Genomic DNA, 24926 nt, shown 5'->3' with positions numbered 1-24926 from the left:
GTCGTGCCTCCTCGGTCCGGATCTCGGTGAGACACCAGACTCGCCGCGCGAGCCCGCCGCGATGAAGGGACTTGACGGGTCCGGTCACGGCGGGTAGCCGCGTCCGGCGTGGATCAGAAGCCGAGACGGCCGAGCTGCTTGGGGTCGCGCTGCCATTCCTTCGCCACCCGCACGTGCAGGGCGAGGTAGATCCGCGTTCCGAGCAGCGGCTCCAGCTGCGCCCGGGCACGCGCCCCGACGTCCTTGAGGCGCGCGCCCTTGCGACCGATGATGATGGCCTTCTGGCTGTCGCGCTCCACCACGATGTTCGCGAATACGTCGGTGAGATCGTCGCGCCCCTCGCGCGGCGAGATGTCCTCGACCGTCACGGCGATGGAGTGGGGCAGCTCGTCTCGCACGCCCTCGAGCGCGGCCTCGCGGATGATCTCGGCCACCCGGTCCTCGACCGTCTCGTCCGTGACGACCCCCTCCGGGTAGAGCGCGGGGCCCTCCGGCATGAGCGTGAGCAGCTCGTCCACGAGCACATCGAGCTGCTCGCCCGACACGGACGACAGCGGGATCACGGCGGCCCAGTCCTCGCGGAGCGCGTTCACCTCGAGCAGCCGCTCCATGACCTCGTCCTTGGTGGCGGCGTCCGTCTTCGTGACGAGCGCGACCTTCTTGGCACGCGGGTAGCCGTCGAGCGACTCCGCGATCCGCCGGTCGCCGGGCCCGACCTTCTCGGTGGCCGGGGCGCAGAAGGCGATGACGTCGACGTCGCCGAGCACCTGCTCGACGAGGTCGTTCAGGCGCTGCCCCAGCAGCGTGCGCGGACGGTGGATCCCCGGCGTGTCGACGACGACGAGCTGACCGGCGGGTCGGTTGAGGATGCCCCGGATCGCGCGGCGGGTGGTCTGCGGCTTCTCGCTCGTGATGGCGACCTTCTCGCCGACCAGCGCGTTGGTCAGCGTCGACTTGCCCACGTTCGGGCGGCCGACGAAGGTCACGAATCCGCTGCGGTGCTCAGTCATCCGATCGATCCTTCCCCTTGCGGCCGCGAACGACCGGCGTCTCGCCCGTGGGTGTGCGGGCGCCCGGCACGGCGATCTCGCCCGTGCGCGGGTGGCGCGTGCGCGCCTCCGCGAGTGCCCTCAGCCCCTCGCCGGCGTCCACGAACACGGTGGCGAGTCCGCGCCCGCGCCCGCGCGAGGTGCCGCCGGTGATGAGCAGACCGTCGACCTCGACGGTCTCTCCCGGCTGCGGCACGTGCCCCAGGGCCTTGCCCAGCAGGCCGCCGATCGAGTCGACGTCCTCGTCCTCCAGCTGGATGCCGAAGAGGTCGCCGACCTCCGCGAGCGACAGCCGCGCGGCCACCCGGTAGCTGCCGTCGCCCAGTTCGACGACCTCGTTGGTGCGCGGGTCGTACTCGTCGGAGATGTCGCCCACGAGCTCCTCGATCAGATCCTCGAGCGTGACGATGCCGGCGATGCCGCCGTACTCGTCGACCACGAGGCAGACATGCACGGCCTCGCGCTTCATCTGCTGCAACAACGTCTCGGCGCGCATCTGCTCGGGCACGAAGACCGCGGGGCGGGCCAGCGGACGCACGCTCGCGTCGCGCCAGCCCGGCGTGTCGCGGAAGCCGAACTGGACGAGATCCTTCAGGTAGAGCACGCCCACGACGTCGTCCACCTCGCCGTCGACCACGGGCATGCGCGAGATGCCCGTGTCGAGGAACGCCTGCAGCGCCTCCCGCGTGGTCACCGACGCGTCGACCGTGATCATCTCCGTGCGCGGCACCATGACCGCGCGCACGACCTGGTCGGTGAACTCGAACACCGAGTGCACGAGCTCGCGATCGTCGTCGTCGATGAGATCGTTCGACGCCGCCTCGTCGACCATGCTGAGCAGCTGCTCCTCGGACTCGAAGCTGCGGCGTCCGCGACCGGGGGTCACCGTCGCGCCGATGCCCACGAGGAGGCGGGCGACGGGCCCGAGCACCACGCGGACGCCGTGCACGAACGCCGCCGTCGCGCGCAGCAGCGGGCCGGAACGGCGCCGGCCGACCGAGCGCGGGCTCGAGAACACGGCGACGAACGAGATGCCCGTCATCACGAGTGCGGCCGCGAGCAGCGCCCACCAGATGTTCTCGAACAGCAGCGTGAATCCGGCTGTCACGAGCACGGCGGCCGATGTCTCCGAGAGCACCCGCACGAATGCGACGGCATCGCCGTGCGCGTCGGGATCGTCCGCGATGCGCCCGAGCGCGCGCGCCTGTGCCGGGCGGGCCTCGGCCGCCAGATCGAACAGGTCGCCGCGCGAGGTGACGGCGAGGGCCGCGTCGATCGCCGACATCAGGCCGCCCAGCAGCACGAGCAGCAGCGCGGCGAGGAAGAGGACAGTCGCGAGCATCACCGGGTGCGGCGGCGTTCTTCGGCGGCGAAGGCGGCGATGAGCTCCTTCTGCAGGCCGAACATCTCCCGCTCCTCGTCCGGCTCGGCGTGGTCGAAACCGAGCAGGTGCAGCAGGCCGTGCGTGGTGAGCAGGATGAGCTCGTCCATCGTGGTGTGGCCGGCCGCAGCGGCCTGGGTCTCGGCCACCTGCGGGCACAGCACGATGTCGCCGAGCAGGCCAGCGGGCGTCGGCTCCTCCTCCGAACCCGGGCGCAGCTCATCCATCGGGAAGCTCAGCACATCGGTCGGGCCCGGCTCGTCCATCCACTGCACGTGCAGCGCCTCCATGGCGCCCTCGTCCACGAGCACGATCGCCACATCGGCGTCGGGGCTGACGCGCAGCGCGGCCAGGTTGTGCTGCGTCAGGCGCAGAAGCACCGCCTCGTCGACCTCGAAACCGGACTCGTTGTTGATGTCGATCATGCCCGTCCTCCGTGGCCTCGGGTGTGCCGCTCGCGGCGGATCGCGCTGCGGCGTTCGGCCCGGTTGGCGAACTCGCGCGCCTCCTCCCGCTCATGCTTGAGCGCGGTACGCCGCTCGTCATACTCACTGTAGGCGTCGACGATCTTGCCGACGAGCGTGTGACGCACGACATCGTCGCTCGTCAGCCGGGCGAAGTGGATGTCGTCCACCCTGTCGAGGATGCGGGTCACCAGCCGCAGACCGGAGGTGCCGCCCGGCAGGTCCACCTGCGTGATGTCGCCCGTGACCACCATGCGCGTGCCGAAGCCGAGTCGCGTCAGGAACATCTTCATCTGCTCGGGCGTGGTGTTCTGGGCCTCGTCGAGCACGACGAAGGAGTTGTTCAGGGTGCGCCCACGCATGTACGCGAGCGGGGCGACCTCGATGGTGCCGCTGGCGATGAGCTTGGGCACGACCTCCGGATCCATCATCTCGTTGATGGCGTCGTACAGCGGGCGCAGATACGGGTCGATCTTGTCGGTGAGCGTGCCGGGCAGGAAGCCGAGCCGCTCCCCCGCCTCCACGGCGGGGCGGGTCAGGATGATCCGCTCCACCTCGCGGCGCTGCAGGGCCTGCACCGCCTTCGCCATCGCGAGGTACGTCTTGCCGGTGCCCGCCGGCCCGATGCCGAACACGATGGTGTTCTCGTCGATCGCATCGACGTACGCCTTCTGGCCGGCGGTCTTCGGGCGGATCACACGGCCGCGCGACGACAGGATCGCCTCGGCCATCACGTCACGCGGGCGCGGCCCGCCCTCCTCCCGCATCATGCGGGCCGACGACGCGACATCCGCCGGGGCGAGCTCGTGACCGCCGCGGGTCAGCGCGAGCAGCTCGTCCACCAGCGCGCGGGCGGCGTGGACGGCCTCCTCGGTGCCCGTCAGGGTGATCTCGTTCCCGCGCACGTGCACGTCCACGTCGGGGTGTGCGCTCTCGACCATCCGCAGCAGTCGGTCCTGAGGACCGAGCAGCTGCACCATGGCCACGCCATCGGCGTAGACGCGTTCGGTGTACGAATCGGAATCAGCCAACGAGTCTCTTTTCCTCGAGTCCACCGGCCAGGACGTGGGCGTGGACGTGAAAGACGGTCTGACCGGCGCCGGCGCCGGTGTTGAAGATGAGGCGGTAGTCGCCGTCTGCGTGCTCGGCTGCGACGCGACCGGCCATCGCGACGACCTCTGCCAGCAGGGCCGGGTCGCCCGCGGCGAGCTCGGCGACATCGCGGTACCGCTGCGTCTTGGGGATCACGAGAAGATGCACGGGCGCCTGCGGTGCGATGTCGCGGAGCACGAACACGTGCTCGTTCTGCGCGACGATCTCGCCGGGGATCTCGCCCTGCAGGATCCGCGTGAAGATGGACGGCTCGCTCATGCGCTCAAGTCTAGTGACGCGGGGTTCCGCCGGGCGGCGGGGCGTCGGATCCGCGCCGACTCACCAGCGGCCCAGGCGCGCGTTGAGCACGGCGAGTGCAGCGGGTCCCGCGGTCGAGGTGCGCAGCACCGTGGCGCCGAGCCGCACGCGCGCCGCCCCGGCGGCGTCCAGCCGCTCCAGCTCGTCGGGGGCGATCCCGCCCTCGGGGCCGACGATGAGGACGAGCTCGCCGGCGCCGTCGATCGGCACGTCGGTGAGGGGCATGCTCGCCCAGGGGTCCAGGACGAGGACGAACGCGCCACCGGCGCGCACCGCGAGCTGCGCCGTCGTCGCGGGCTCCGCGACCTCGGGCACCCAGGGCCGGTGCGCCTGCTTGGCCGCCTCGCGCACGATGGCGTGCCACCGCTCGCGCCCCTTGCGTGCCTTCGGGCCGTCCCAGCGCGACACGCTCCGCGCGGCCTGCCACGGGATCACCTCGTCGACGCCCAGCTCCGTGGCGGCCTGTATCGCCAGCTCGTCGCGGTCGCCCTTTGCCAGCGCCTGCGCAAGCACGAGCCGCGGGTGCGCCATGGGCTCGTCGCGGCGGCCCGTCACGCGGACCCGCACGCGCCTCGGGTCGGCAGCCACGACCTCGCCGTCCAGCCATGCGCCGCGTCCATCGCCGACCGTGACCGCCTCGCCGGGCCGCACCCGCCGCACGGCGGCGGCGTGATGCGCCTCGGAACCCGAGAGCTCGATCTCGTCGCCGGCCTCGGCCGCGGACGCGGAGTCGTCGATGAAGTGCAGCGCCACGTCAGTTCCGGAACCGGTCGCGCAGCTTGGCGAACAGGCCCTGCTGGTGCTCGGAGAGGCGCGGCGGGTGTGGCCGCTGGCGCTGCGCCAGCTCCTCCACGAGCGCGCGGGTCTTCGCGTCCAGGCGGGTGGGGGTCATCACGCGCACACCGAGCCGCAGGTCGCCGCGGCGGGCGGTGCGAAGGCCCGTGATGCCGCGCCCCTCGATCCGCAGCTCCTCGCCCGACTGCACGCCCGGCCGCAGGTCAAGCTCGATCGGCCCGTCGAGGCCTTCCAGCACGACGTGCGTGCCGAGGATCGCGTCGGTCATGGCGACCTCCACCACCGCCGTCAGGTCGTCGCCCTCGCGCCCGAACACCGGGTGCGGCTCGATCTCCACCTGCAGGTAGAGGTCTCCGTTGGGCCCGCCCGCTTCGCCGACCTCGCCCGATCCGGGCAGCTGCAGGCGCAGGCCGCTCTCGACGCCGGCGGGGATGTCGACCGACACCGTGCGGCGCGCGCGCACGCGGCCATGGCCGTGGCACGTGGTGCACGGCGAGGGGATGACCGTTCCGTACCCCTGGCACGAGCCGCAGGGCTGGGTGGTCACCATGCTGCCGAGCAGGCTGCGCACCTGCGTGCGGACCTGCCCAGAGCCGCCGCACACGTCGCAGCGCTCGGGGTGCGTGCCGGGCTGGCAACACGATCCCTGGCAGGTCTCGCAGAGCACCGCGGTGTCGACCTCGATGTCACGGTGGGTGCCGAAGACGACGTCGCCGAGGTCGAGCGTGAGCCGCACGAGCGCGTCCTCGCCACGCTGCCGCCGATCGCGCGGGCGGCCTGCCCGGGCGCCCCCGGCGCCGCCGAAGAACGTCTCGAAGATGTCGCCGAAGCCCCCGAAGCCGCCGCCGCCGAACGGCGATTCATCGCCGCCCATGTCGTAGCGGCGGCGCTGCTCGGGGTCGCTCAGCACGTCGTACGCGTGCGTGACGTCCTTGAACTTCTCCGCCGCCTCCGGGCTGGGGTTCACGTCGGGGTGCAGCTGACGGGCCAGCTTGCGGTACGCCCGCTTGATTTCCTCGTCGCTCGCCTCGCGTGAGACGCCCAGAACCTCGTAGTGGTCTGCCACAGTCGCCTTTCCGGGACCGCCAAGGCGGTCCGTCGTCGCCGTATCCGTCGCGCCTCAGCGGCGCGCGGCATCCTCGTCCAGCAGCCTCGTCAGGTAGCGGGCCACGGCCCTCGCCGCCGAGAGGTTGCTCGGGTAGTCCATGCGGGTCGGCCCCATCACGCCCACGCGCGCCGTTCCGATCCGCGAGTCGTAGTCGCTGGCCACGATCGAGGCGTCGCCGAGACCGAACGCCTCGTTCTCGCGTCCGATGCTCGCCGCCAGGCCCTGGTCGTCCGGCTGCATCTCCGACAGCAGCCGCAGCAGCGTCACCTGCTCCTCGATGGCCTCCAGGAGCGGGTGGATGCTGCCGCGGAAGTCCTGCTCACGGCGCGCCAGCGTGGCCGCGCCGGCCATCACGAGCCGGTTCTGACGGAACTCCGCGAGCTCCTCGCCCACGACCCGTGCCAGCTCGCGCAGCGTCTCGCTGAGGCGGTCGCCGGGATCCGCGGCCTGTCCGAGCAGCGCCGCGACGCGCTCGGATCCGGCGCCGACCGCGCGGCCCGTGACCAGGGTCGCGAGCTGCGCACGCAGCAGCGCGACATCGGCCTCCTCGAGCACGGCCGGCACGAGCACGATCCGCTGGGACACGCGCCCGGTGTCGGTCACGAGGATCACGAGCATGCGCGACGGCTCGAGCGCCACCAGCTCGAGGTGGGTCACGTTGGCCCGCGCGAAGGAGGGGTACTGCACGAGAGCGACCTGGCCGGTCAGCTGCGTGAGCAGGCGCACCGTGCGCGCGAGCAGGTCGTCGAGGTCCTGCGGATCGGCCAGGAACGTGGAGATGGCGGATCGCTGCGCCGGCGACAGCGGCCGGATCTCCGCAAGGTGGTCCACGAAGACGCGGTAACCCTTGTCGGTCGGCACGCGCCCCGACGAGGTGTGCGGGGCGGTGATCAGCTCCTCGTCCTCGAGCATCGCCATGTCGTTGCGGATCGTCGCGGCCGACACGTCGAAGGCGTGGCGCTCCACGATCGCCTTGCTGCCCACGGGCTCGTGCGTGTCCACGTAATCCTGCACGATCGCGCGGAGCACCTGAAGGCCTCGCTCGGTGACCATCGCGCTCCCTCCTGGCACTCGATCCTGACGAGTGCCAATTCTACCGCCGTCGCGCGCGCAGCGCTCGAGGCGCGACCTACTCGGTCAGGGCGCGGACGACGGCGTCGGCGAGCAGCCGACCCCTGAGCGTCAGCACGAGCCGCCCGCGGATGGCGGCTGCGCCGTCGACGAGCCCGTCGGCGATGAGACCCGGCACCGCCTCCCGACGCCCGGCGGGCAACGCGGCGAGAGCCAGTCCCTCGCGAACCCGGCTCTCCAGAAGCACCCGCTCCAGCAGGCGGGCTGCCTCATCGGGGCGCTCGCGGCCCGCCGCCGGCGACTGCCCGGCGGCCAGGCGCTGCGCGTACGCGGCGGGGTGCTTGACGTTCCACCAGCGCAGGCCTGCCACGTGACTGTGGGCGCCGGGGCCGAACCCCCACCAGTCCTGCCCACGCCAGTAGTTGGCGTTGTGGAGCGAGCGGTGCTGCGGCCCGCGGGACCAGTTCGACACCTCGTACCACTCGAAACCCGCCTCGGCCAGGCGCGCATCGGCGAGCTCGTACATGTCGGCCTGCACGTCGCCATCCGGCTCCGGTACCTCGCCGCGCGCGATCTGCCGGGCGAGCTTCGTGCCCTCCTCGATGATGAGCGCATAGGCGGAGAGGTGGTCCGGATCGAGCGCGAGGGCCGCGTCGAGGGACGCCTCCCAGTCGGCGAGGGTCTCCCCCGGTGCGCCGTAGATGAGGTCCACGCTCACGTCGAGACCGGCGGCGCGCGCCGCGGCGACCGCCGTGCCGACGTTGGCGGGTGTGTGCGTGCGGTCGAGCGCCGCGAGCACGCGAGGCACCGCCGACTGCATGCCGATCGACAGGCGGGTGACGCCCGCGGCGGCAAGCTCCTGCACCACTGCGTCGGTGACGGTGTCGGGATTCGCCTCCACGGTGATCTCCGCACCCGGGCGCAGCCCGATGGCGCCGCGCACCGCGTCGAGCATCCTCGCGAGGTCGCCGGCCGGCAGCAGCGTGGGCGTGCCGCCGCCGAAGAACACCGTGGAGGCGGGTCGCATCGCGCCCGCGTCCTGGAGCACGTGCGTGGCGAGGTCGACCTCGCGGATCAGCGTGTCGGCGTACGTGTCCTGCCGGGCACCGCGCAGCTCGGTCGCGGTGTAGGTGTTGAAATCGCAGTAACCGCACCGCACCCGGCAGAACGGCACGTGCAGGTAGACGCCCAGCTCCGCGGACGGGTCGATCGGCAGGTCGCCGGGCAGCGAGCCGTCGGCGGGAGCGGGATCTCCGAGGGGCAGCGCCGCGCCCATCAGCGACGCACCGCCTTCGGGACGGGGCGGCGCATCAGGACGGCGTCGCGAACAGCGGCGAGATCGCGCGCAGGTAGCGGTCGAACAGAGCGCGCCGGCGGCGACGGATCAGGCCGGGGAACATCCGCCCGAGCGCGCGCGTCGGCCGGTCGAAGGCGCGAACGCTGAACCACACCTCGTCGTTGTCGCGCCACTCGATCATGAACGACTCCTCGCCGCTCACGACCGATCCGCCCACCGTGCCGAGGGCGAAGCCGACGCGACGCTGCTCCTCGATCACGAAGATCACGCGGAGCTCGCCGCCGGCATGATGCCCGCGCACGGTGCCCTGCAGTCGGACGGTCGCACCGGCGCTCACCAGAGGTGTGCCCGACGCGTCGAAGCGCTGCTCGCCCACCATTCCGGCCGGCGCGATCGGCCGCCCCTCGCCGTCGAAGCTCACCCCCGTGTAGGCCGGTCCCGCGGCGGGGCGCACCTCCACGATCCGCAGGCCCGCGCCTCGCTGGGCGGCCCACGACAGCAGCTCCTCCGCGGCCGCGCGGAAGCGCTCCTCACCGCTGCCGATACGCCACTCGGCCGCAGCCGGCAGGCTCTTCTCCGGCGGGTACTGCAGCAGGTCGTCGGCCTGCGTCCCGCCGACGGCGGCGTAGTCGACGGTTTCGTCTCGGAACGTGCCCCGGCGCATGGTCACAGCCTAACCGCGCCTACTTGCCCTTGGTCTCGACGTCGCCCGAGAGCGCCGCGATGAAGGCCTCCTGCGGCACCTCGACGCGGCCGACCATCTTCATGCGCTTCTTGCCTTCCTTCTGCTTCTCGAGCAGCTTGCGCTTGCGGGTGATGTCACCGCCGTAGCACTTGGCCAGCACGTCCTTGCGGATGGCGCGGATGTTCTCGCGCGCGATGATGCGCGCGCCGATGGCCGCCTGGATCGGCACCTCGAACTGCTGGCGCGGGATGAGCTTGCGCAGCCGCTCGGTCATCGTCGTGCCGTACGAGTACGCCTTGTCGCGATGCACGATCGCGCTGAAGGCGTCGACACGATCGCCCTGCAGCAGGATGTCGACCTTGACGAGGTCGGCCTCCTGCTGGCCGGCCGGCTCGTAGTCGAAGCTCGCGTACCCCTGCGTCCGGCTCTTGAGCTGATCGAAGAAGTCGAACACGATCTCGCCGAGAGGCATCGTGTACTTCAGCTCCACGCGCTCCTCGGACAGGTAGTCCATGCCCTCGAGGCTGCCTCGACGGTTCTGGCACAGTTCCATGACCGTGCCGACGTAGTCCTTGGGGGTGAGGATGGAGGCGCGCACGATGGGCTCGCTGACCGCGCCGATCTTCCCCTCCGGGTATTCGCTCGGGTTCGTCACGGTGATGCGCTGACCGGTCTCGGTGGTGACCTCGTAGATCACGCTCGGCGCCGTCGTGATGAGGTCGAGCCCGAACTCGCGCGACAGGCGCTCCGTGACGATCTCCAGATGCAGCAGGCCGAGGAAGCCGCAGCGGAAGCCGAAGCCGAGCGCGACGGACGTCTCCGGCTCGTACACCAGCGCCGCGTCCGACAGCTTCAGCTTGTCGAGGGCGTCGCGCAGCTCCGGGTAGTCGCTCGCGTCGATCGGGTACAGCCCGGAGAACACCATGGGCTTGGGCTCGACGTAGCCCGCCAGCGCCTCGACGGCGGGCTTCTTCGCGTTGGTGACCGTGTCGCCCACCTTCGACTGGCGCACGTCCTTCACGCCGGTGATGAGGTACCCCACCTCACCCACGCCGAGGCCGCGCGTGGGCGCCGGCTCGGGGCTCGACACGCCGATCTCGAGCAGCTCGTGCGTCGCTTTCGTCGACATCATCTGCACCCGCTCGCGCGGCTCGAGCCGGCCGTCGACCATGCGCACGTAGGTCACCACGCCGCGATAGGCGTCGTAGACCGAGTCGAAGATCATCGCACGGGCCGGAGCGTCGGCGTCGCCGACCGGCGCGGGGATCTCGCCGACGAGCCGGTCCAGCAGCGCGTCCACGCCCTGACCCGTCTTGCCGGACACGCGCAGCACGTCCTCCGGGTCACCGCCGATGAGATCCGCGAGCTCCTTCGCGAAGCGCTCCGGATCCGCCGCCGGCAGGTCGATCTTGTTGAGGACCGGGATGATCGTGAGGTCGTTCTCCAGGGCCATGTAGAGGTTCGCCAGGGTCTGCGCCTCGATCCCCTGCGCCGCATCGACGAGCAGGATCGCTCCCTCGCAGGCCGCCAGGGAACGGGAGACCTCGTAGCTGAAGTCCACGTGACCCGGGGTGTCGATCATGTTGAGGGCGTACGTGACCCCATCGACCTCCCAAGGGATCCGCACGGCCTGGCTCTTCACCGTAATGCCGCGCTCTCGCTCGATGTCCATGCGGTCGAGGTACTGGGCGCGCATGTCGCGGTCGGACACCACGCCGGTCAGCTGCAGCATGCGATCGGCCAACGTGGACTTGCCGTGGTCGATATGGGCGATGATGCAGAAGTTGCGGATGCGCTCGGGCGGCGTGGCAGCGGGCTCGAGCGGCTTCAGGGCGCGTGGAGACATGTTCGTCCGATTCTACGTTGCGCACCCACCGCCATAATGCGCCCGCCGCTCCGAGCAGATCGCTCAGATTCCGCCGGCGTGGGCCACTCAGACGCGGCGGAATGCTCAACAGATGTTGGTCACGGTTTCCTCACGAAGTACGACTCCGTAACATCCCCGGAACATTCGGTGTGTGAGAGTGACTGTCTATCCGGCACCAGTCGTCCGGAATACGGCAGTGACCGGAGCACCAGTCACGTCCCCGTGCACACACGAACACAAGGAGAAGGAATGCGTCTGCGACGTATCTACGCGGGAGTGGCCGCTGCGGCCGCACTCGGCCTGGCCCTGACGGGCTGCGCCCCCGCTGACACCGGCGATGGCGGCGACGGCGGCACGACCAGCCAGACGATCGGCGTCACGGTGGGGCCCAACGACTTCATCAGCTACAACGGTTTCACCCCCGAGACCTACAGCACCTACAACTCGGCGATCACCGACCTGACGCAGGTGGGCTTCAGCTACTTCGGGCCTGACGGCGAAGTCATCCCGAACGAGGACCTCGGCTCCTACGAGCTCGTCTCCGAGGACCCGCTGGTGATCGAGTACACGATCAACGACGACGCTGTCTGGTCGGACGGAACTCCCATCACGGTCGCGGATGTCATCCTCGCGTGGGGCGTGCAGAACCCCAACATCGCCTCGGGCGACGCCCCGCTGTTCAACTCGGTCTCGCAGGACCTCGGCAACACGGTTCCGGCCGGCCCGCAGGGCGAGCCGGACGGCAAGACCTTCACGGTCGAGTTCGCCGCCCCCGACCCCGACTGGCAGATCCAGACCTGGCTGACGCACCCGGCGCACGTCGTCGCGGAGCAGGCCGGCCTGAGCGTCGAGGAGCTGACCACGGCGATCCTCGAGGCGGACGCCGAGACGCTCGCCCCGGCCGCCGAGTTCTGGAACACCGGATGGCACACCGACCCGGGCACCCTCCCCGATGAGGCCCTCATCCCGTCGTCGGGTCCCTACAAGCTGAGCTCGTGGAGCGCCGGCGAGTCGGTCACGCTCGTCGCCAACGAGGAGTACTACGGCGAGCAGCTGGCCCCGCAGAACGACGAGGTCATCTTCCGCTTCATCGCCCAGGACCAGATGCCGCAGGCGCTGGAGAACGGCGACGTGGACGTCATCCAGCCGCAGCCGACCGTCGACACGATCGCGCAGCTCGAGGACATCGGCGACTCGGTCGAGGTCCTCACGCGCGAGACGCTGACGTGGGAGCACCTGGACTTCAACTTCGTCGAGGGCTCGCTGTTCGCCGACAACCTGGAGCTGCGCAAGGCGTTCGCCATGTGCGTGCCGCGCCAGCAGATCGTCGACAACCTCATCAAGCCGATCGACCCCGAGGCGCAGGTCATGAACGCCCGCGAGGTGTTCCCCTTCCAGGAGACCTATGAGGAGGTCGTCGACGCGGCCTACGACGGCCAGTACGACGAGGTCGACATTGAGGGCGCCAAGGCGATCGTCGAGGCACAGGGCGCCACCGGTGCCGAGGTTCGCATCGGCTACTCGGCCCCGAACCCGCGCCGCAGCGACCAGGTCGCGATGATCAAGTCGTCGTGCGACCAGGCGGGCTTCAACATCGTCGACGCCGGCAACGAGGACTTCTTCGCACCGGGCGGCACGCAGGAGCGCGGTGACTACGAGGTCGCGCTGTTCGCGTGGGCCGGTTCGGGCCAGATCACCTCGGGCCAGAACATCTACGCCACGGGCAAGCCGCAGAACTACGGCCAGTACTCGAACCCCGAGGTCGACGCCGCCTACGAGACGCTCGTCTCCACGCTCGACGAGAGCGTGCACCTCGAGCAGACCAAGGTGATCGAGCGCCTGCTGTGGGAGGACCTCTACGGCATCCCGGTCTTCGCCCACCCGGGCGTGGACGCCGCGGCCTCCGACATCGAGGGCGTCGTGCAGACGGCGACCCAGAGCGGCATCAGCTGGAACGCGTACAGCTGGTCGCGCGCGGAGTGATCTGACCGCCTGACCTCCGGTGTGTGGCCCGGCTCCTCGAGAGCCGGGCCACACACCCGTGAAGGCCCCCGGTATTCCGCCTCTCGCGAGCGCCCCGGGCCGCTGAAACAAGGAATCCACTAACGTGCTGATATTCATCCTCCGGCGCCTCGCGGCGGCGGTCGGCATCATGCTGGCCTCCTCCGTGCTGATGTACGTGCTGGCCATCAACTCGGGCGACCCGCTCTGGGACCTGCGCGAGAGCAACGCGGAGAACCGCGAGCTGCTCATCGAGCGCCGCATCGAGTACATGAACCTCGACATGCCCTGGTACCAGCGGTACCTGACGTGGCTGGCCGGCGTGGGCAAGTGCGTCATCGGCCAGTGCGACCTGGGCATGAACCGCAACGGCCAGGACGTCGCCGAGCTGCTCGGCCAGGCCGCCGGCTCGACGCTGCGCCTCGTGTTCCTCGCCACACTGATCGCGCTCATCGTGGGCATCGCCATCGGCGTGCTGACGGCCGTGCGGCAGTACTCGGGCCTGGACTACTCGGTGACCTTCCTCACCTTCCTCTTCTTCTCGCTGCCGGTGTTCTGGGCCGCGGTGCTCTTCAAGGAGTACCTGGCGATCGGGTACAACGACTGGTTGCGCGATCCCCAGTTCTCACCACTGCAGATCGCCCTCATCGCGATCGTCGCCGGATTCCTGATGCAGGTGTTCCTGGCGGGATCGATGCGTCGGCGCCTCATCACCTTCGGCGTGACGGCGGCCTTCTTCGCCGTCGCCATCCCCGTGCTGCTCGCGATCGACTTCTTCCGCCAGCCGCAGCTGGGCTGGGTCGGTGTCGCGGTACTCACCGTCGCGGCGGGCCTCAGCATCGTCGTGATGAGCGTGGGCCTGCAGAACCGTCAGGTGCTGTACCCGGTCCTCATCACCGCCGGACTGGTCATCGTGATGCAGTTCGCGCTGGTGAACGTGTTCATCTACTACATGAACTGGCCGATCCTGATCGCCGGCCTCGCCCTCGCGGTGGCCGTGCCGTGGGCGATCGGCCGCTTCATGGGTGGGCGCTATCGCAACGTGGCGATCGGCGCGAGCATCGCGACCGGCCTGATCGGTGCCGGTCTGACGGTGGTCGACCACATCTTCCGCACCTGGCCCGACTTCCTCTCGGCGAAGCCGCGCCCGATCTCGACGATCGGCTCGCACACGCCCAACTTCGACGGCACGTTCTGGGAGGTCCTGCTCGACCACGCGACGCAGCTGATGCTGCCGACGCTCATCCTCACCGTCATCTCGCTCGCCAGCTACAGCCGGTACACGCGCAGCTCGATGCTCGAGGTCAACCGCCAGGACTTCATCCGCACGGCCCGCGCGAAGGGCGCGCCGGAGCGCGTCGTCGTCTTCCGCCACGCGCTGCGCAACGCCCTCATCCCGATCGCCACGATCGCCGCCTTCGACTTCGCCGGCCTCATCGGCGGTGCCGTCGTGACCGAGACGGTGTTCGGCTGGAAGGGCATGGGTGATCTGTTCCGCACCGGTCTCGACCAGGTCGACCCGGCGCCCGTGATGGCGTTCTTCCTCGTCACCGGGCTCGCGGCCATCGTGTTCAACATGCTGGCCGACATCTTCTACGCCGTTCTGGACCCGAGGATCAGGGTATGAGCACCGACAACATCGCCCCCCACGAGTCACGCCCCGTGACGTCGACGGACATCTACGACCTCGCGGAGGCCGAGGACGCCGCCCTGCTCAAGCGGACCACCAAGCCGCTCTCACAGGGCCAGCTGGTGCGCCGCCGGTTCTTCCGGCACAAGCCGGCGATGGTCTCGCTCGTCGTGCTCGCGATCATCGTGGTCGTCTCGTTCAGCTCCGTCGGATTCCTCGGTCTTCCGGGCTGGTGGGGCAAGAGCTACCTCTACGCCGGCGAGGTCGTCAACGGCGGCGCCCCGACGCTGAGCCTCATCCCGACCTGGCTGGGCGGCGACGGGATCCACCTGGGCGAGCACCCGTTCGGCCAGGAGAGCACCGGCAAGGACTACTTCGCGCTCGTGATGACGGGCGCCCAGCGCTCCATCATCATCGGCATCGTCGTCGGCCTGATCTCGACCTTCATCGGCGCGGTCGTCGGCGCCGTCGCCGGCTACTTCCGTGGCAAGACCGACTCGATCCTGATGCGCATCACCGACGTGTTCATCGTGATCCCGCTGCTGGCGCTGGCCGCCGTGCTGGGAAAGATCGCCGGCAACATCGGCGACTCCGTGTTCATCCTCGCGCTCGTGCTGGGCGCGGTGTCGTGGACGGGCCTGGCCCGCCTCGTGCGCGGCGAGATCCTCTCGCTGCGCGAGCGCGAGTTCGTCGCCGCCGCGCAGTCGATGGGAGCCGGTCCGACGCGGGTGATCTTCAACCACCTGCTGCCGAACACGGTCGGCGTGATCATCGTGAACGCGACGTTCGCGATCGCCAACGCGATCCTGCTGGAGAGCTCGCTGTCGTACCTCGGGTTCGGCGTGCAGCCGCCCGAGACCTCGCTCGGCCTGCTGATCAGCCAGTACCAGGGGGCGTTCACCAACCGCCCGTGGCTGTTCTGGTGGCCGGGCGGGATCATCCTCGTCATCGCGCTGTGCGTGAACTTCCTGGGCGACGGACTGCGCGACGCGTTCGATCCCCGCCAGGGTCAGCGCATCAAGCGCGCCGGGCTGTTCGCCTTCTCGCGCAAGGACGGCGGTGCCCCCGCGCTGCCCGCCGGACCGAGCAACCCCGCCGCCCCCGACATGGAGGCCGGCATCGAGGCAGGAGCACGCCGATGAGCGTCAACGAGACCGCCGCCCCCGCACTGAGCTTCACCGACCTCAACGTGCGCTTCGCCACCGAGTCGGGCGAGGTGCACGCCGTGAAGGGCCTGACGCTGGACGTCCGGCCCGGCGAGGTCGTCGCGCTCGTGGGCGAGTCGGGTTCCGGCAAGTCGGTCACCTCCACGGCCGCCATGGGCCTGCTGCCCGGCAACGCCCGCGTGACGGGCGAGGCACGGGTCGGCGGCGTGAACGTGGTGGGCCTGGACGAGGAGAAGGTGCGCACCATGCGCGCCACCGAGATCGCGATGATCTTCCAGGAGCCCATGACGGCCCTCAACCCGGTGCTCTCGATCGAGAAGCAGCTGGTCGAGACGTTCGAGCTGCACGACGTGGCGTACGGCGCCGACGCGCGCGATCGGGCCGTCGAGCTGCTGCGCCTCGTGGGCATCCCCGACCCGGAGAAGCGCGTCAAGCAGTACCCGCACCAGTTCTCTGGCGGTCAGCGTCAGCGCATCGTGATCGCGATCGCCATCTCGCTGCGGCCGAAGGTGATCATCGCCGACGAGCCGACGACCGCCCTCGACGTGACGGTGCAGGCCGAGATCCTCGACCTGCTGCGCAGCCTGAAGGACGAGCTGGACTCCGGCATCCTGCTCATCACGCACAACATGGGCGTGGTGGCGGATCTGGCCGACCGGGTCGCCGTGATGTTCCGCGGCACACTGGTCGAGACCGGGCCCGTGCAGGACGTGCTGACCGACCCGCAGCACCCCTACACGAAGAAGCTGCTGGCGGCCGTGCCACGGCTCGAGCACGTCGAGCTCACTGCGGGACACGGCGAGGAGACCGCCGCACCCGGCCGAGAGCTCGTGCTCGAGGCCCGCGATCTCGTCATCGAGTACCAGATGCGCGGCAAGCGTTTCCGCGCGGTGGAGGAGGTCTCGTTCGACCTGGCGAAGAACGAGATCCTCGGCGTCGTGGGCGAGTCCGGATCGGGCAAGTCGACGATCGCCAAGGCGGTGCTCGGCCTCATCCCCGTCGCGTCCGGCACCCTCGCCGTGCACGGCGAGGACCTCGCGGCGATCTCCCGCCGGCGCGCGAAGGCCGTGCGGCGCCGCATCGGCGTGGTGTTCCAGGACCCCGCCGCCTCGCTCGACCCGCGCTTCCCCATCGGCGACGTGCTGATGGAGCCGATGATCATCCACAAGGTCGGCAGCCGGGCCTCACGGCTGGCGCGCGCCCACGAGCTGCTCGACGCCGTGCGCCTGCCGAGGGACGTCGTCAACCGCTACCCGCACGAGCTGTCGGGCGGTCAGCGGCAGCGCGTCTCGCTCGCCAGAGCCCTCATGCTCAAGCCGGAACTGCTGATCGCCGACGAGCCCACCTCGGCGCTCGACGTGTCGGTGCAGGCCGCGGTGCTCGACATGATCAAGGAGCTGCAGGAGGAGTACGCGTTCGCGTGCCTCTTCGTCAGCCACGATCTGGCGGTCGTCGACCTGCTGGCCGACCAGGTGCTCGTCATGAAGGACGGGCGCATGGTGGAGCACGGCTCCACGACGGGGGTGCTCCACCACCCGCAGGCCGAGTACACGCGGCGGCTGCTCGCGGCGGCGCCCGTGCCCGACCCGGCGGAGCAGCGCGAGCGCCGCGAGGCGCGCCGCGCGCTGCTGTCCGCCCAGTAGCGTGACTGGTCCGCCGGCGTGCCGGCGGGCCCGTCCCCTCGGAGGCTGAGACCGCGATGTCCGCACAGATCGTCCTCGTGCACGGCATTCGGACGTCCGCGACCATGTGGCGCGCGCAGGTCGCGCATCTGCAGCAGCGCGGCCTGGCGGTGCACGCCATCGATCTGCCCGGTCACGGATCGCGGATCGACGAGACGTGGTCGCTGGAGGAGGCGATCGCCTCCATCGACCGCGCCGTGGTCCGCGCCGTGGAGCAGGGACCGGTCGTGCTGGCCGGGCACTCGCTCGGCGGCCTGCTGTCGACCTCGTACGTCGGCCGCCGGGGCTCCGCGCCGCCCGTCGCGGCGTTCGTGGCGTTCTCGTGCACCGCCCTCCCCCGCGGCGCCGGCCTGCGGGCGTATCGCCTGATGGCACGCGGCTTCAACCGGCTGCCCGGGGGCGGCCGGTGGCTGATCGACCGCGCGCTCGATCTGCAGCTGCCCGACGAGACGCGCTTCGACCTCGCGGCCGGTGGCTACTCGCTGACGCAGGAGGACCGAGCCCTCGCGAGCCTCGGCGAGGTCGATCTGCTCCGCGCCCTGCCGCGCATTCAGGCGCGCAACATGCCGGTGTGGTTCGTCAACGGCGAATGGGACCAGCTGCGCGTCAACGAGCGGCTCTTCACGCGTCTGGTGCCGCGAGCCGAGCTCGTGCTCGCCCGGCGCTCGACGCACCTCGTGACCGTGATGCGCCCGCGCGTGGCCAACGCGGTACTCGATCTGGCGATCGCGACGGCCACTGCCCGGGTGGCGCTCCCGAGCGCCGAGCGATGACCTGCTAGACTCGACCCTTGGCTTGCGTGTGGGGCCACCCACACTTGCCACGCGACATCCCTCTCCTGTTGCGGGGCGACATCCGAATCACCTTTGAACGAAAGTCCTACGACACGTGGCAAACATCAAGTCGCAGATCAAGCGCATCAAGACCAACGAGAAGGCGCGCGAGCGCAACAAGGCCGTCAAGACCGAGCTGAAGTCGCTCGTCCGCAAGACGCGCGAGGCCGTGGCCGCCGGCGACAAGGACGCCGCTCTGGCCGCGTACACCAAGGCCGCGAAGAAGCTCGACAAGGCCGTGAGCAAGGGCGTCATCCACAAGAACCAGGCGGCGAACCGCAAGTCGGCGATCGCCAAGAAGGTCGCCGCTCTCTGAGCCCGACCCGTCGCTAGGCCCGTCCCGCAGGGGGCGGGCCTTTCGCGTTGCCGGGCCGGCTGCCCCCTTCGATCTGTCGTCCTCGTGGCGAAGGGTACGTCACCGAGGGCGCGAGACGGACCGCGAGCGCGCCGCGCTCACGTGCCGAAGGGGCGGCGTGTGGCGACGACGGTGACCATGCGCTCGAGCGCGAAGACCGGGTCACGCGAGGCGCCCTTCACCTCGGCGTCGGCCCGCGCGATCGCCTGGATCGCCAGCCCGAGGGTGCGCTCGCTCCACCCGGCCTGCAGGTCGCGGCGGGCGCGATCCACCTGCCAGTCGGCCATCTTCAGCTCCTGGGCGATCTGCCGCGACGCGCCGCGCCGGCCGGCGACGCGCGCCATGGTGCGCAGCTTCATCGCGAACGCCGCCACGAGCGGCACGGGGTCGGCGCCCGAGTCGAGTGCGTGTCGGAGCGCCAATAAGGCCTCTCCGTAGCGACCGGCGATCGCGGTGTCGGCCACGACGAACGAGTTCGTCTCCACGCGGCCGCCATAGTAGCGGTTGACGATCTGCTCCGTGATGTCGCCCTCGACATCTTGGATCAGCTGCTGGCATGCCGACGCCAGCTCGGTGAGATCTCCCGAGAACGCCTGCGTGAGCGCGTGCAGCGCCTTCGGAGCGATGCGGCGCCCGGCCTGCTGGAACTCCCCCGCGGCGAACGACTCGCGATCGCGGTCGTTCTTGATGGCGGGGCACGGCACCTCCACCCCGCCGCCGGTGCCCCCGCGGATCGCGTCGAGCAGCTTCTTGCCGCGCACGCTGGCGCCCGTGTGCCGGAGGATGACCGTGGCCCCCTCCTGAGGCGCCTCGATGTACGCGAGCGCCTCGGCAAGGAACGCATCACTGCACTTCTCCACGCCGCTCACGCGCACGAGGCGGGGCTCGCCGAACAGCGACGGCGATGTCACGCCGAGCAGCGTTCCCGCGACGTAGTCGTCCGCACGCACGTCGGTGATCTCGAGCGCCGGATCCTCGGCCTTGAGATAGTCCCGGATCCCGGCGATGGCGCGCTCGGCGCACACCTCTTCGGGCCCGGACACGAGCACGATCGGCGCCGGCTGGGGTTTGCGCCACGGCAGCTGCGGGATCGCGGTCCCCTTCGCCGCCCCGCGCCCCGACGAGGATCGAGCGGATGCGGCGGCCATGGTCACCAGCCTACCGGCGGCCGCCGACACGCCTCAGCCTCGCATCCGAGGAGTGTGGTCACGCAGCGGGCTGAGCAGTGTCGGTCAGCTCCAGGTGGAAGGTCGCCACGATCGACCGCAGCACCCCGGGGAACAGGGTCTCCAGGTCGGTCGCGCGCAACTCGTGCTGCCGGAAGCTGCCCTTCTGATCCACGCGGATGACCCCGGCCTCGCGAAGGACCTTCAGGTGGTGGGACAGCGTCGACATGCTGACCTTCTCCAACGCGTCGAACTGACCGCACACCACCCCGCCCGATGCCGCGAGCTGCCGGACGACGTCGAGCCGGATCGGGTCGGAGAGCGCCGAAAGCACGACCGGAAGCGTGATCGAGTCGCGAGAGGGATGGGCCAGGGCGCGCATGTCTCCAGCATAGGGCGCGTTTCGACAATTTGACGACTCTCGAAATGCGCGCATGATGGGAGGCATGACCACGACGCGCCCGCCGCTCCTCACGCCGCGCGACCGGATCCTGATGTGGGTCCTCTGCACGGCCGTCTTCCTCGACTCCATGGGCGTCTCGCTCATGTCGATCGCCGTGCCGGCCATGCAGACTGCGCTGGGCATGTCGCCCGACATGGCGCAGTGGGTCCTCTCCGGCTATACGGTGGCGTTCGGAGGCCTGCTCCTCCTGGGCGGGCGCTTGGTCGACGCGATCGGGCACAAGCGGACCCTGATCCTCGGCATCGCGCTGCTCGCCGGGGGCGGCCTGGCGTCCGGGCTTGCGAGCACTGGATCGCTCGTCATCGCCGGCCGACTCGTTTCGGGCATCGGCGCCGCCCTCGTCGCCCCGGCTTCGCTCGCGACGCTGCTGGCACACTTTCACACCGATGACCGACGAGGTGCCGCGATCCGCGCGTACGCCGCCGCCGGCGCGGTCGGCTACGGCGCGGGCCTGATCATCTCGGGCGCCCTGACGAGCCTCGATTGGCGGATCACGGTCCTGCTCCCCGCGGCCTTCGCCGTCATCCTGCTCGTGCTCTCTCTCGTCGTCGTGCCGAACGGCGACGTCTCCGGGCGCCGCTCACTCAACCTGGCCGGGTCGCTCTCGATCACCCTCACGCTTCTCGCGACCGTGTTCGTGATCGCCACCGTGCCCGTCCAAGGCTGGGGCACTGTCACAGTCGGCGCGGTCGTGCTCGCCGTGGCCGCGATGCTCGTCTTCCTGTTCGCTGAGCGGCGCCATCCCGAACCCCTGCTGTCGCGGGGGCTGGCACGATCCGGCACTCTGGTGCCGGGCAACGTGCTCGCCTTCCTGTGGGCCGCCGCCAGCATCGGATGGCAGTTCGTCGCCGCTCTGTACCTCCACGACGAGCTGCATCTGACTCCCCTTTTGTCGGGCCTGGCGATCCTTCCGCTTGCCGTCATGATCGTCCTCACCCAGGTGGTCGGTAAGAATTGGACGGCGTCGACGGATCCCCGGGTGGTCGGCGTTGTGGGCATGGTCCTGCAGGCGGCGGGCATCGCCTGGTTCCTCGTGGGCATCGGCAACGGCGACTACTGGACCGGAGCCCTGCCGGGCGTGATGCTGCACGGCATCGGCAACGGGCTGGCATTCCCGACGTTCTACTCTCAGGCCACGAGCGGGGTGGCGCCGGCGGCCACGGGCGTCGCGTCGGCCCTCGTCAACACCAGCGTCCAGATCGGCAGTGGGATCGGCGTCGCCTTGGCGAGCGCGCTCGTCGTCGCCACAGGCGGATACGGTCCGGCCTTCGTGGGGGCGGCCACCTTCTCGCTACTCGGAGCGGGCTGGTCTGCGCTGAAACTGCGCCGGCCATGAGGGTGAGGAGTTGGCCGCTGCACCGCCTCAGCCGCCGCGCTCGCGCCACACCGTGAGGGTCTCGCCGTCCCTCCCGACGAGAATCAGCCCGTCCTCGTCCGTGCGCCCGAGCGCCGAGCCGGTGGCGCGCAGTTCGTCGAGGATCGACGCGCGCGGGTGCCCGTAGTCGTTCTCCCCCACCGTGACGAGCGCCAGGGTGGGATCCAGCTGCCGGTAGAGCGCGTGGTCCTGGTCCGCGCTGCCGTGGTGCGCCACCTTCACCACCTCATACGGCCCCGCGGGTCGGCTGTGCGCGTCCATCGCCGTCTGCGCCTCGGCCGAGAGGTCGCCCAGGAAGATCGACCGCGGTAGCCCGCCGCCGGTGAACTCGACCACGACGCTCGCGTCGTTCCCCGGCGGGAAGGCCGAGGAGCGAGGGGCCGGCCACAGCACGCGCCAGCGCGCGTCGCCGAGCGGGCCCTGCATGCCCGCCTCCACCTGCACTCGTTCCGTCCCGTCGAGCGCTGCCCACGTCGCGGGCACCTCCGCGTCCGGCGGTCCGTGCATCACGAGCGCGACCCGGTCGGCGACCGCGGCCACGCCGCCGACGTGGTCGGCGTCGAAGTGGGTGAGCACGAGCAGATCGATCCGGCCGGCCCCGAGTCGGTCGAGGCACGCGCCCAACGGCTCGGGATCCGGCCCGGTGTCGATGAGGGCGATCGCGTCGCCCGAGCGGACGAGCACGGCGTCGCCCTGCCCCACGTCACACGCGGCGATGAGCCAGTCGCGCGGTGCCGTCAGCGGCCCGAGGACCGGACCGGCGACGGCACCTCCCGCCGCCATGAGCCCCACGGTCAGCGCGAGCACCGCCGCGGACGAGCGGCGCGCGGCGAGGGCGCCGGGTCCGTCGCGCGGGCGGAGGACGAGGACCGTCACGCACCCGCCCACGAGGGCGAGCGCGCCGAAGCCCACGGCCCCTCCCCACCAGGCCACCGTGGCCCGGGGCAGGGCTGAGACCATCTCGGCCGTCGCCGCCACCCACGACGCGGGCAGCCACGCCACCCACGCCAGCGCGTCGGCGATCGCGGGCGTGAACACGAGGAGGCAGGCCGCCGTGCCGAGCAGGGTCGCTGCCGGCGCCGCCGGCCCGGCGAGCACGTTCGCCACCACCCCGTACAGCGCGACCTCCGGGGCGAACAGCACGATGATGGGCCCGCAGACGAGCTGGGCCGACAGCGGCACCGCCAGCGCCAGCGCGATCGGCTGCGGCATCCACCGCTCCAGCCCGTCGGCCAGCGGTGCCGCGAGGAGCAGAAGCGCCCCCGTGGCCGCCGCCGACAGCAGGAATGCGTAACTGGTCGCGAGCCACGGATCCGCCAGCAACAGCACCGTCACCGCGCCCGCGAGCACCGCCACGCCGCCGCCCGCCCGGCCGAGCAGAAGGGCGAGCATGGCGATCGCCGCCATGCTCGCCGCGCGGATGACGCTGGGCTCGGGCGTCACGAGCACCACGAAGCCGGCGAGCACGACGAGCGCCACGCCGATCCGCGTGCGTCGGCCGGCCCCGCACCAGGCCGCCACAGCGAACGCCACGCCGACGACGAGTGCGCAGTTGGCACCCGAGACGGCCGTCAGGTGCGACAGCGACGACGACTTCATCGCCGCGTCGAGATCCGCCGTCACCGCACGCGTATCGCCGACGGCGATGCCCGGAAGGAGTTCGCCGCCACCGCCGGGGAGGCGCGCCGCGCGATCGACGAAGGAATCGCGCAGCCACGCGGCGATGCCCAGCACGTGCGGCGGATCGCGGACCGGGGAGGCGACGCGAGCGAAGATCACGAGAGCCTCAGCAGAGTCCGGGCCGCCGACCTCCGCTCCCCCACGCACGTCGACGACCGAGCCGAGGTCGAGCCGGTCGAACGCATCGTGCCCGCGATCGACGGCAACGCGCACCGGCACGGGAGGGGAGGCGGTCCGCTCGGCGCTCTCGAGCGCCCGCGCCACGCCGCCGAACCAGAGGCGGGGGCCGTGCGGCTCCACCTTGGTGGTGATCTCGACGAGGGCCTGCACCTCCCCGGCGGCGGCATGCTCAGCGGCGGCGGTGCGCGCCGGCACCGCGGTAGCCGCATGCAGCGCGGCTCCCCCGCCGGCGGCCACCGCCACGGCTGCGAGGGTGAGCCCCGCCCGTAGGCGCGGCCGCCCGATCGCGAGCGCGACCGCGGTTGCCGCCGCCGCGAGTGCCGCGGCGGCGATGGCCCATGCCACGGCCGGCAGCATGACCGCACCGAAGGCCCCCGCCCACGCGGTGCACGCGACCGGCAGCAGGCGCAGGTCGGCACGACGCGGACGAGCCCCACCGGGAGACGGCGCGCTCATACCGTCACCAGATCGCGCAACGCGGCGAGCGTCTTCTCGCCGATCCCCTCCACCGCCAGCAGGTCATCCACCGATACGAAGGGCCCGTTCTCGTCGCGCCACGCGATGATCCGCTCGGCGATGGCCGGACCGATCCGCGGCAGCGTGTCGAGCGCGGCGGCGTCGGCGGTGTTGAGGTTCACCTTGCCACCGCCCGAGGCGCCAGGCGCCCCTGGCTCCGTCGCGGGACCGCCGCCGCCCGGGGGCGGGACGGCGAGCTCTTCGCGCGTCGGCACGGCGAGCTGCTCACCGTCGGACAGCGGCCGCGCCAGGTTCACGCCCTCCACCGCAGCCTCGTCCGTGGCGCCCCCGGCCGCCGCGATGGCGTCCACGACCCGCGCGTGCGCCGGCAGCACGTACAGGCCGGGGGCATGCACGGCGCCGAACACGTGGACGTACAGCTCGCCGGCGGCGACGCTCACGGCCGGGGTCGGGCCGTCCGGCGCCTCAGTGATCCGCTCGACCGGCGCCGCCGCACCGCGCCACACCGCAACGCCGATCGCCACGGCGGCCACGGCGAGCACGAGCACGATGGCCGCGCCGACGCCCAGGCGCGCGCGGGGCGAGGCGCGGTACGCGTCGAGTTCGGCCATGCCGCGACGCTATGGCACCCTCGCCGGGTCTGCGCGCGATCCACAGCGCGCACGGCGCCGCGCACGGGTGTCTCCCGCTGTGAGCGGACGGCGCGAAGTCCGTCCGCACGGGTGCCGCCGAGCGGGGTGGATCGCCGGGAGGCACCGACCGCCCCTCGCTCCGGCGAACCAACGTCAGGG

Annotated in this window: 22 protein-coding genes; 7 read left to right on the top strand and 15 right to left on the bottom strand. The window is 71.1% G+C overall.

The annotated features are described in order from the left end of the window. Nucleotides 1-113 precede the first annotated feature (113 nt). From era to lepA, 11 genes are all read right to left on the bottom strand, one after another. Nucleotides 114-1010, bottom strand: a complete 897-nt coding sequence (gene era / locus N8N77_RS00605; protein WP_261163860.1) for a GTPase Era — start codon at nt 1008-1010, stop codon at nt 114-116. Further along, entirely contained in the window at nt 1003-2391 is a 1389-nt protein-coding gene (locus N8N77_RS00600; RefSeq protein ID WP_261163859.1) for a hemolysin family protein, read from the bottom strand. The genes era and N8N77_RS00600 overlap by 8 nt, the downstream gene beginning before the upstream one ends. Next, nucleotides 2391-2855, bottom strand: a complete 465-nt coding sequence (gene ybeY, locus N8N77_RS00595) for an rRNA maturation RNase YbeY (protein ID WP_261163858.1) — start codon at nt 2853-2855, stop codon at nt 2391-2393. Before ybeY ends, N8N77_RS00600 begins: the two co-directional genes overlap by 1 nt. Continuing rightward, entirely contained in the window at nt 2852-3874 is a 1023-nt protein-coding gene (locus tag N8N77_RS00590) for a PhoH family protein (protein WP_261165575.1), read from the bottom strand. Before N8N77_RS00590 ends, ybeY begins: the two co-directional genes overlap by 4 nt. 43 nt (nt 3875-3917) lie before the next feature. After that, complete coding sequence (locus N8N77_RS00585) at nt 3918-4265, bottom strand: HIT domain-containing protein (RefSeq protein WP_261163857.1); 348 nt, start codon at nt 4263-4265, stop codon at nt 3918-3920. Between the two features lie 60 nt (nt 4266-4325). After that, nucleotides 4326-5057 carry a 16S rRNA (uracil(1498)-N(3))-methyltransferase gene (locus N8N77_RS00580; RefSeq protein ID WP_261163855.1) on the bottom strand — a complete coding sequence of 244 codons (732 nt, stop codon included), beginning with the start codon at nt 5055-5057 and terminating at the stop codon, nt 4326-4328. A gap of 1 nt (nt 5058) precedes the next feature. Then, nucleotides 5059-6165, bottom strand: coding sequence for a molecular chaperone DnaJ (gene dnaJ / locus N8N77_RS00575; protein WP_261163854.1), 1107 nt, complete (start codon nt 6163-6165; stop codon nt 5059-5061). A gap of 54 nt (nt 6166-6219) precedes the next feature. Next, complete coding sequence (hrcA, locus tag N8N77_RS00570) at nt 6220-7260, bottom strand: heat-inducible transcriptional repressor HrcA (RefSeq protein ID WP_261163853.1); 1041 nt, start codon at nt 7258-7260, stop codon at nt 6220-6222. 76 nt (nt 7261-7336) lie between these two features. Next, nucleotides 7337-8554 carry a radical SAM family heme chaperone HemW gene (hemW, locus tag N8N77_RS00565; protein WP_261163852.1) on the bottom strand — a complete coding sequence of 406 codons (1218 nt, stop codon included), beginning with the start codon at nt 8552-8554 and terminating at the stop codon, nt 7337-7339. Between the two features lie 34 nt (nt 8555-8588). Further along, a complete protein-coding gene (locus N8N77_RS00560) occupies nt 8589-9239 on the bottom strand; it encodes a DUF1990 family protein (protein ID WP_261163851.1) in 651 nt (216 codons plus the stop codon). Between the two features lie 19 nt (nt 9240-9258). After that, nucleotides 9259-11106 carry a translation elongation factor 4 gene (lepA, locus tag N8N77_RS00555; protein WP_261163850.1) on the bottom strand — a complete coding sequence of 616 codons (1848 nt, stop codon included), beginning with the start codon at nt 11104-11106 and terminating at the stop codon, nt 9259-9261. A gap of 270 nt (nt 11107-11376) precedes the next feature. Between lepA and N8N77_RS00550 the strand changes: the two genes are divergently transcribed. The 6 genes from N8N77_RS00550 (at nt 11377) to rpsT (ending at nt 18755) form a co-directional block, all read left to right on the top strand. Next, nucleotides 11377-13110, top strand: a complete 1734-nt coding sequence (locus tag N8N77_RS00550) for an ABC transporter family substrate-binding protein (protein WP_261163849.1) — start codon at nt 11377-11379, stop codon at nt 13108-13110. A gap of 124 nt (nt 13111-13234) precedes the next feature. Further along, nucleotides 13235-14755 carry an ABC transporter permease gene (locus N8N77_RS00545; protein WP_261163848.1) on the top strand — a complete coding sequence of 507 codons (1521 nt, stop codon included), beginning with the start codon at nt 13235-13237 and terminating at the stop codon, nt 14753-14755. After that, nucleotides 14752-15900, top strand: a complete 1149-nt coding sequence (locus N8N77_RS00540; RefSeq protein ID WP_261163847.1) for an ABC transporter permease — start codon at nt 14752-14754, stop codon at nt 15898-15900. Before N8N77_RS00545 ends, N8N77_RS00540 begins: the two co-directional genes overlap by 4 nt. After that, nucleotides 15897-17567, top strand: coding sequence for an ABC transporter ATP-binding protein (locus N8N77_RS00535; protein WP_261163846.1), 1671 nt, complete (start codon nt 15897-15899; stop codon nt 17565-17567). Before N8N77_RS00540 ends, N8N77_RS00535 begins: the two co-directional genes overlap by 4 nt. Nucleotides 17568-17623: 56 nt before the next feature. After that, nucleotides 17624-18379 (top strand): alpha/beta fold hydrolase, encoded by a 756-nt coding sequence (locus tag N8N77_RS00530; RefSeq protein ID WP_261163845.1) that lies wholly within the window; start codon nt 17624-17626, stop codon nt 18377-18379. A gap of 115 nt (nt 18380-18494) precedes the next feature. Then, entirely contained in the window at nt 18495-18755 is a 261-nt protein-coding gene (rpsT, locus tag N8N77_RS00525; RefSeq protein ID WP_261163844.1) for a 30S ribosomal protein S20, read from the top strand. A 137-nt stretch (nt 18756-18892) separates the two neighbouring features. Here rpsT and holA read toward each other — a convergent pair whose 3' ends face one another. Together holA and N8N77_RS00515 are read right to left on the bottom strand one after the other, a co-directional pair. Continuing rightward, nucleotides 18893-19942, bottom strand: coding sequence for a DNA polymerase III subunit delta (holA, locus tag N8N77_RS00520; protein ID WP_261163843.1), 1050 nt, complete (start codon nt 19940-19942; stop codon nt 18893-18895). Between the two features lie 58 nt (nt 19943-20000). Beyond that, on the bottom strand, nt 20001-20342 hold the full coding sequence (locus N8N77_RS00515; RefSeq protein ID WP_261163842.1) for a helix-turn-helix transcriptional regulator: 342 nt from the start codon (nt 20340-20342) through the stop codon (nt 20001-20003). Between the two features lie 64 nt (nt 20343-20406). Between N8N77_RS00515 and N8N77_RS00510 the strand changes: the two genes are divergently transcribed. Then, nucleotides 20407-21759 (top strand): MFS transporter, encoded by a 1353-nt coding sequence (locus N8N77_RS00510; protein WP_261163840.1) that lies wholly within the window; start codon nt 20407-20409, stop codon nt 21757-21759. Nucleotides 21760-21786: 27 nt separating this feature from the next. Here N8N77_RS00510 and N8N77_RS00505 read toward each other — a convergent pair whose 3' ends face one another. Beyond that, nucleotides 21787-24114: a ComEC/Rec2 family competence protein gene (locus tag N8N77_RS00505; protein WP_261163839.1), complete on the bottom strand. Its 2328-nt coding sequence runs from the start codon at nt 24112-24114 to the stop codon at nt 21787-21789. Further along, the gene (locus tag N8N77_RS00500) at nt 24111-24746 is read right to left on the bottom strand and encodes a ComEA family DNA-binding protein (RefSeq protein ID WP_261163838.1); all 636 of its coding nucleotides are present in this window, start codon (nt 24744-24746) and stop codon (nt 24111-24113) included. Before N8N77_RS00500 ends, N8N77_RS00505 begins: the two co-directional genes overlap by 4 nt. Nucleotides 24747-24926: the final 180 nt, after the last annotated feature.

This window comes from Microbacterium sp. Marseille-Q6965 (genome assembly GCF_946151065.1).
Lineage (GTDB): Bacteria > Actinomycetota > Actinomycetes > Actinomycetales > Microbacteriaceae > Microbacterium.
Note: the sequence above shows the minus strand (reverse complement) of the source record. Positions and strands in the feature narration are given on the sequence as shown.

Coding starts and splice junctions, on each gene's coding strand:
- hrcA (WP_261163853.1), bottom strand. CDS start 7,260: ATGGTCACCGAGCGAGGCCTTCAGGTGCTCCGCGCGATCGTGCAGGAT.
- lepA (WP_261163850.1), bottom strand. CDS start 11,106: ATGTCTCCACGCGCCCTGAAGCCGCTCGAGCCCGCTGCCACGCCGCCC.
- N8N77_RS00600 (WP_261163859.1), bottom strand. CDS start 2,391: ATGCTCGCGACTGTCCTCTTCCTCGCCGCGCTGCTGCTCGTGCTGCTG.
- N8N77_RS00515 (WP_261163842.1), bottom strand. CDS start 20,342: ATGCGCGCCCTGGCCCATCCCTCTCGCGACTCGATCACGCTTCCGGTC.
- N8N77_RS00550 (WP_261163849.1), top strand. CDS start 11,377: ATGCGTCTGCGACGTATCTACGCGGGAGTGGCCGCTGCGGCCGCACTC.
- holA (WP_261163843.1), bottom strand. CDS start 19,942: ATGGCCGCCGCATCCGCTCGATCCTCGTCGGGGCGCGGGGCGGCGAAG.
- N8N77_RS00540 (WP_261163847.1), top strand. CDS start 14,752: ATGAGCACCGACAACATCGCCCCCCACGAGTCACGCCCCGTGACGTCG.
- N8N77_RS00590 (WP_261165575.1), bottom strand. CDS start 3,874: ATGGTGCAGCTGCTCGGTCCTCAGGACCGACTGCTGCGGATGGTCGAG.
- N8N77_RS00585 (WP_261163857.1), bottom strand. CDS start 4,265: ATGAGCGAGCCGTCCATCTTCACGCGGATCCTGCAGGGCGAGATCCCC.
- hemW (WP_261163852.1), bottom strand. CDS start 8,554: ATGGGCGCGGCGCTGCCCCTCGGAGATCCCGCTCCCGCCGACGGCTCG.
- N8N77_RS00505 (WP_261163839.1), bottom strand. CDS start 24,114: ATGAGCGCGCCGTCTCCCGGTGGGGCTCGTCCGCGTCGTGCCGACCTG.
- era (WP_261163860.1), bottom strand. CDS start 1,010: ATGACTGAGCACCGCAGCGGATTCGTGACCTTCGTCGGCCGCCCGAAC.
- N8N77_RS00510 (WP_261163840.1), top strand. CDS start 20,407: ATGACCACGACGCGCCCGCCGCTCCTCACGCCGCGCGACCGGATCCTG.
- ybeY (WP_261163858.1), bottom strand. CDS start 2,855: ATGATCGACATCAACAACGAGTCCGGTTTCGAGGTCGACGAGGCGGTG.
- N8N77_RS00560 (WP_261163851.1), bottom strand. CDS start 9,239: ATGCGCCGGGGCACGTTCCGAGACGAAACCGTCGACTACGCCGCCGTC.
- N8N77_RS00530 (WP_261163845.1), top strand. CDS start 17,624: ATGTCCGCACAGATCGTCCTCGTGCACGGCATTCGGACGTCCGCGACC.
- N8N77_RS00535 (WP_261163846.1), top strand. CDS start 15,897: ATGAGCGTCAACGAGACCGCCGCCCCCGCACTGAGCTTCACCGACCTC.
- N8N77_RS00500 (WP_261163838.1), bottom strand. CDS start 24,746: ATGGCCGAACTCGACGCGTACCGCGCCTCGCCCCGCGCGCGCCTGGGC.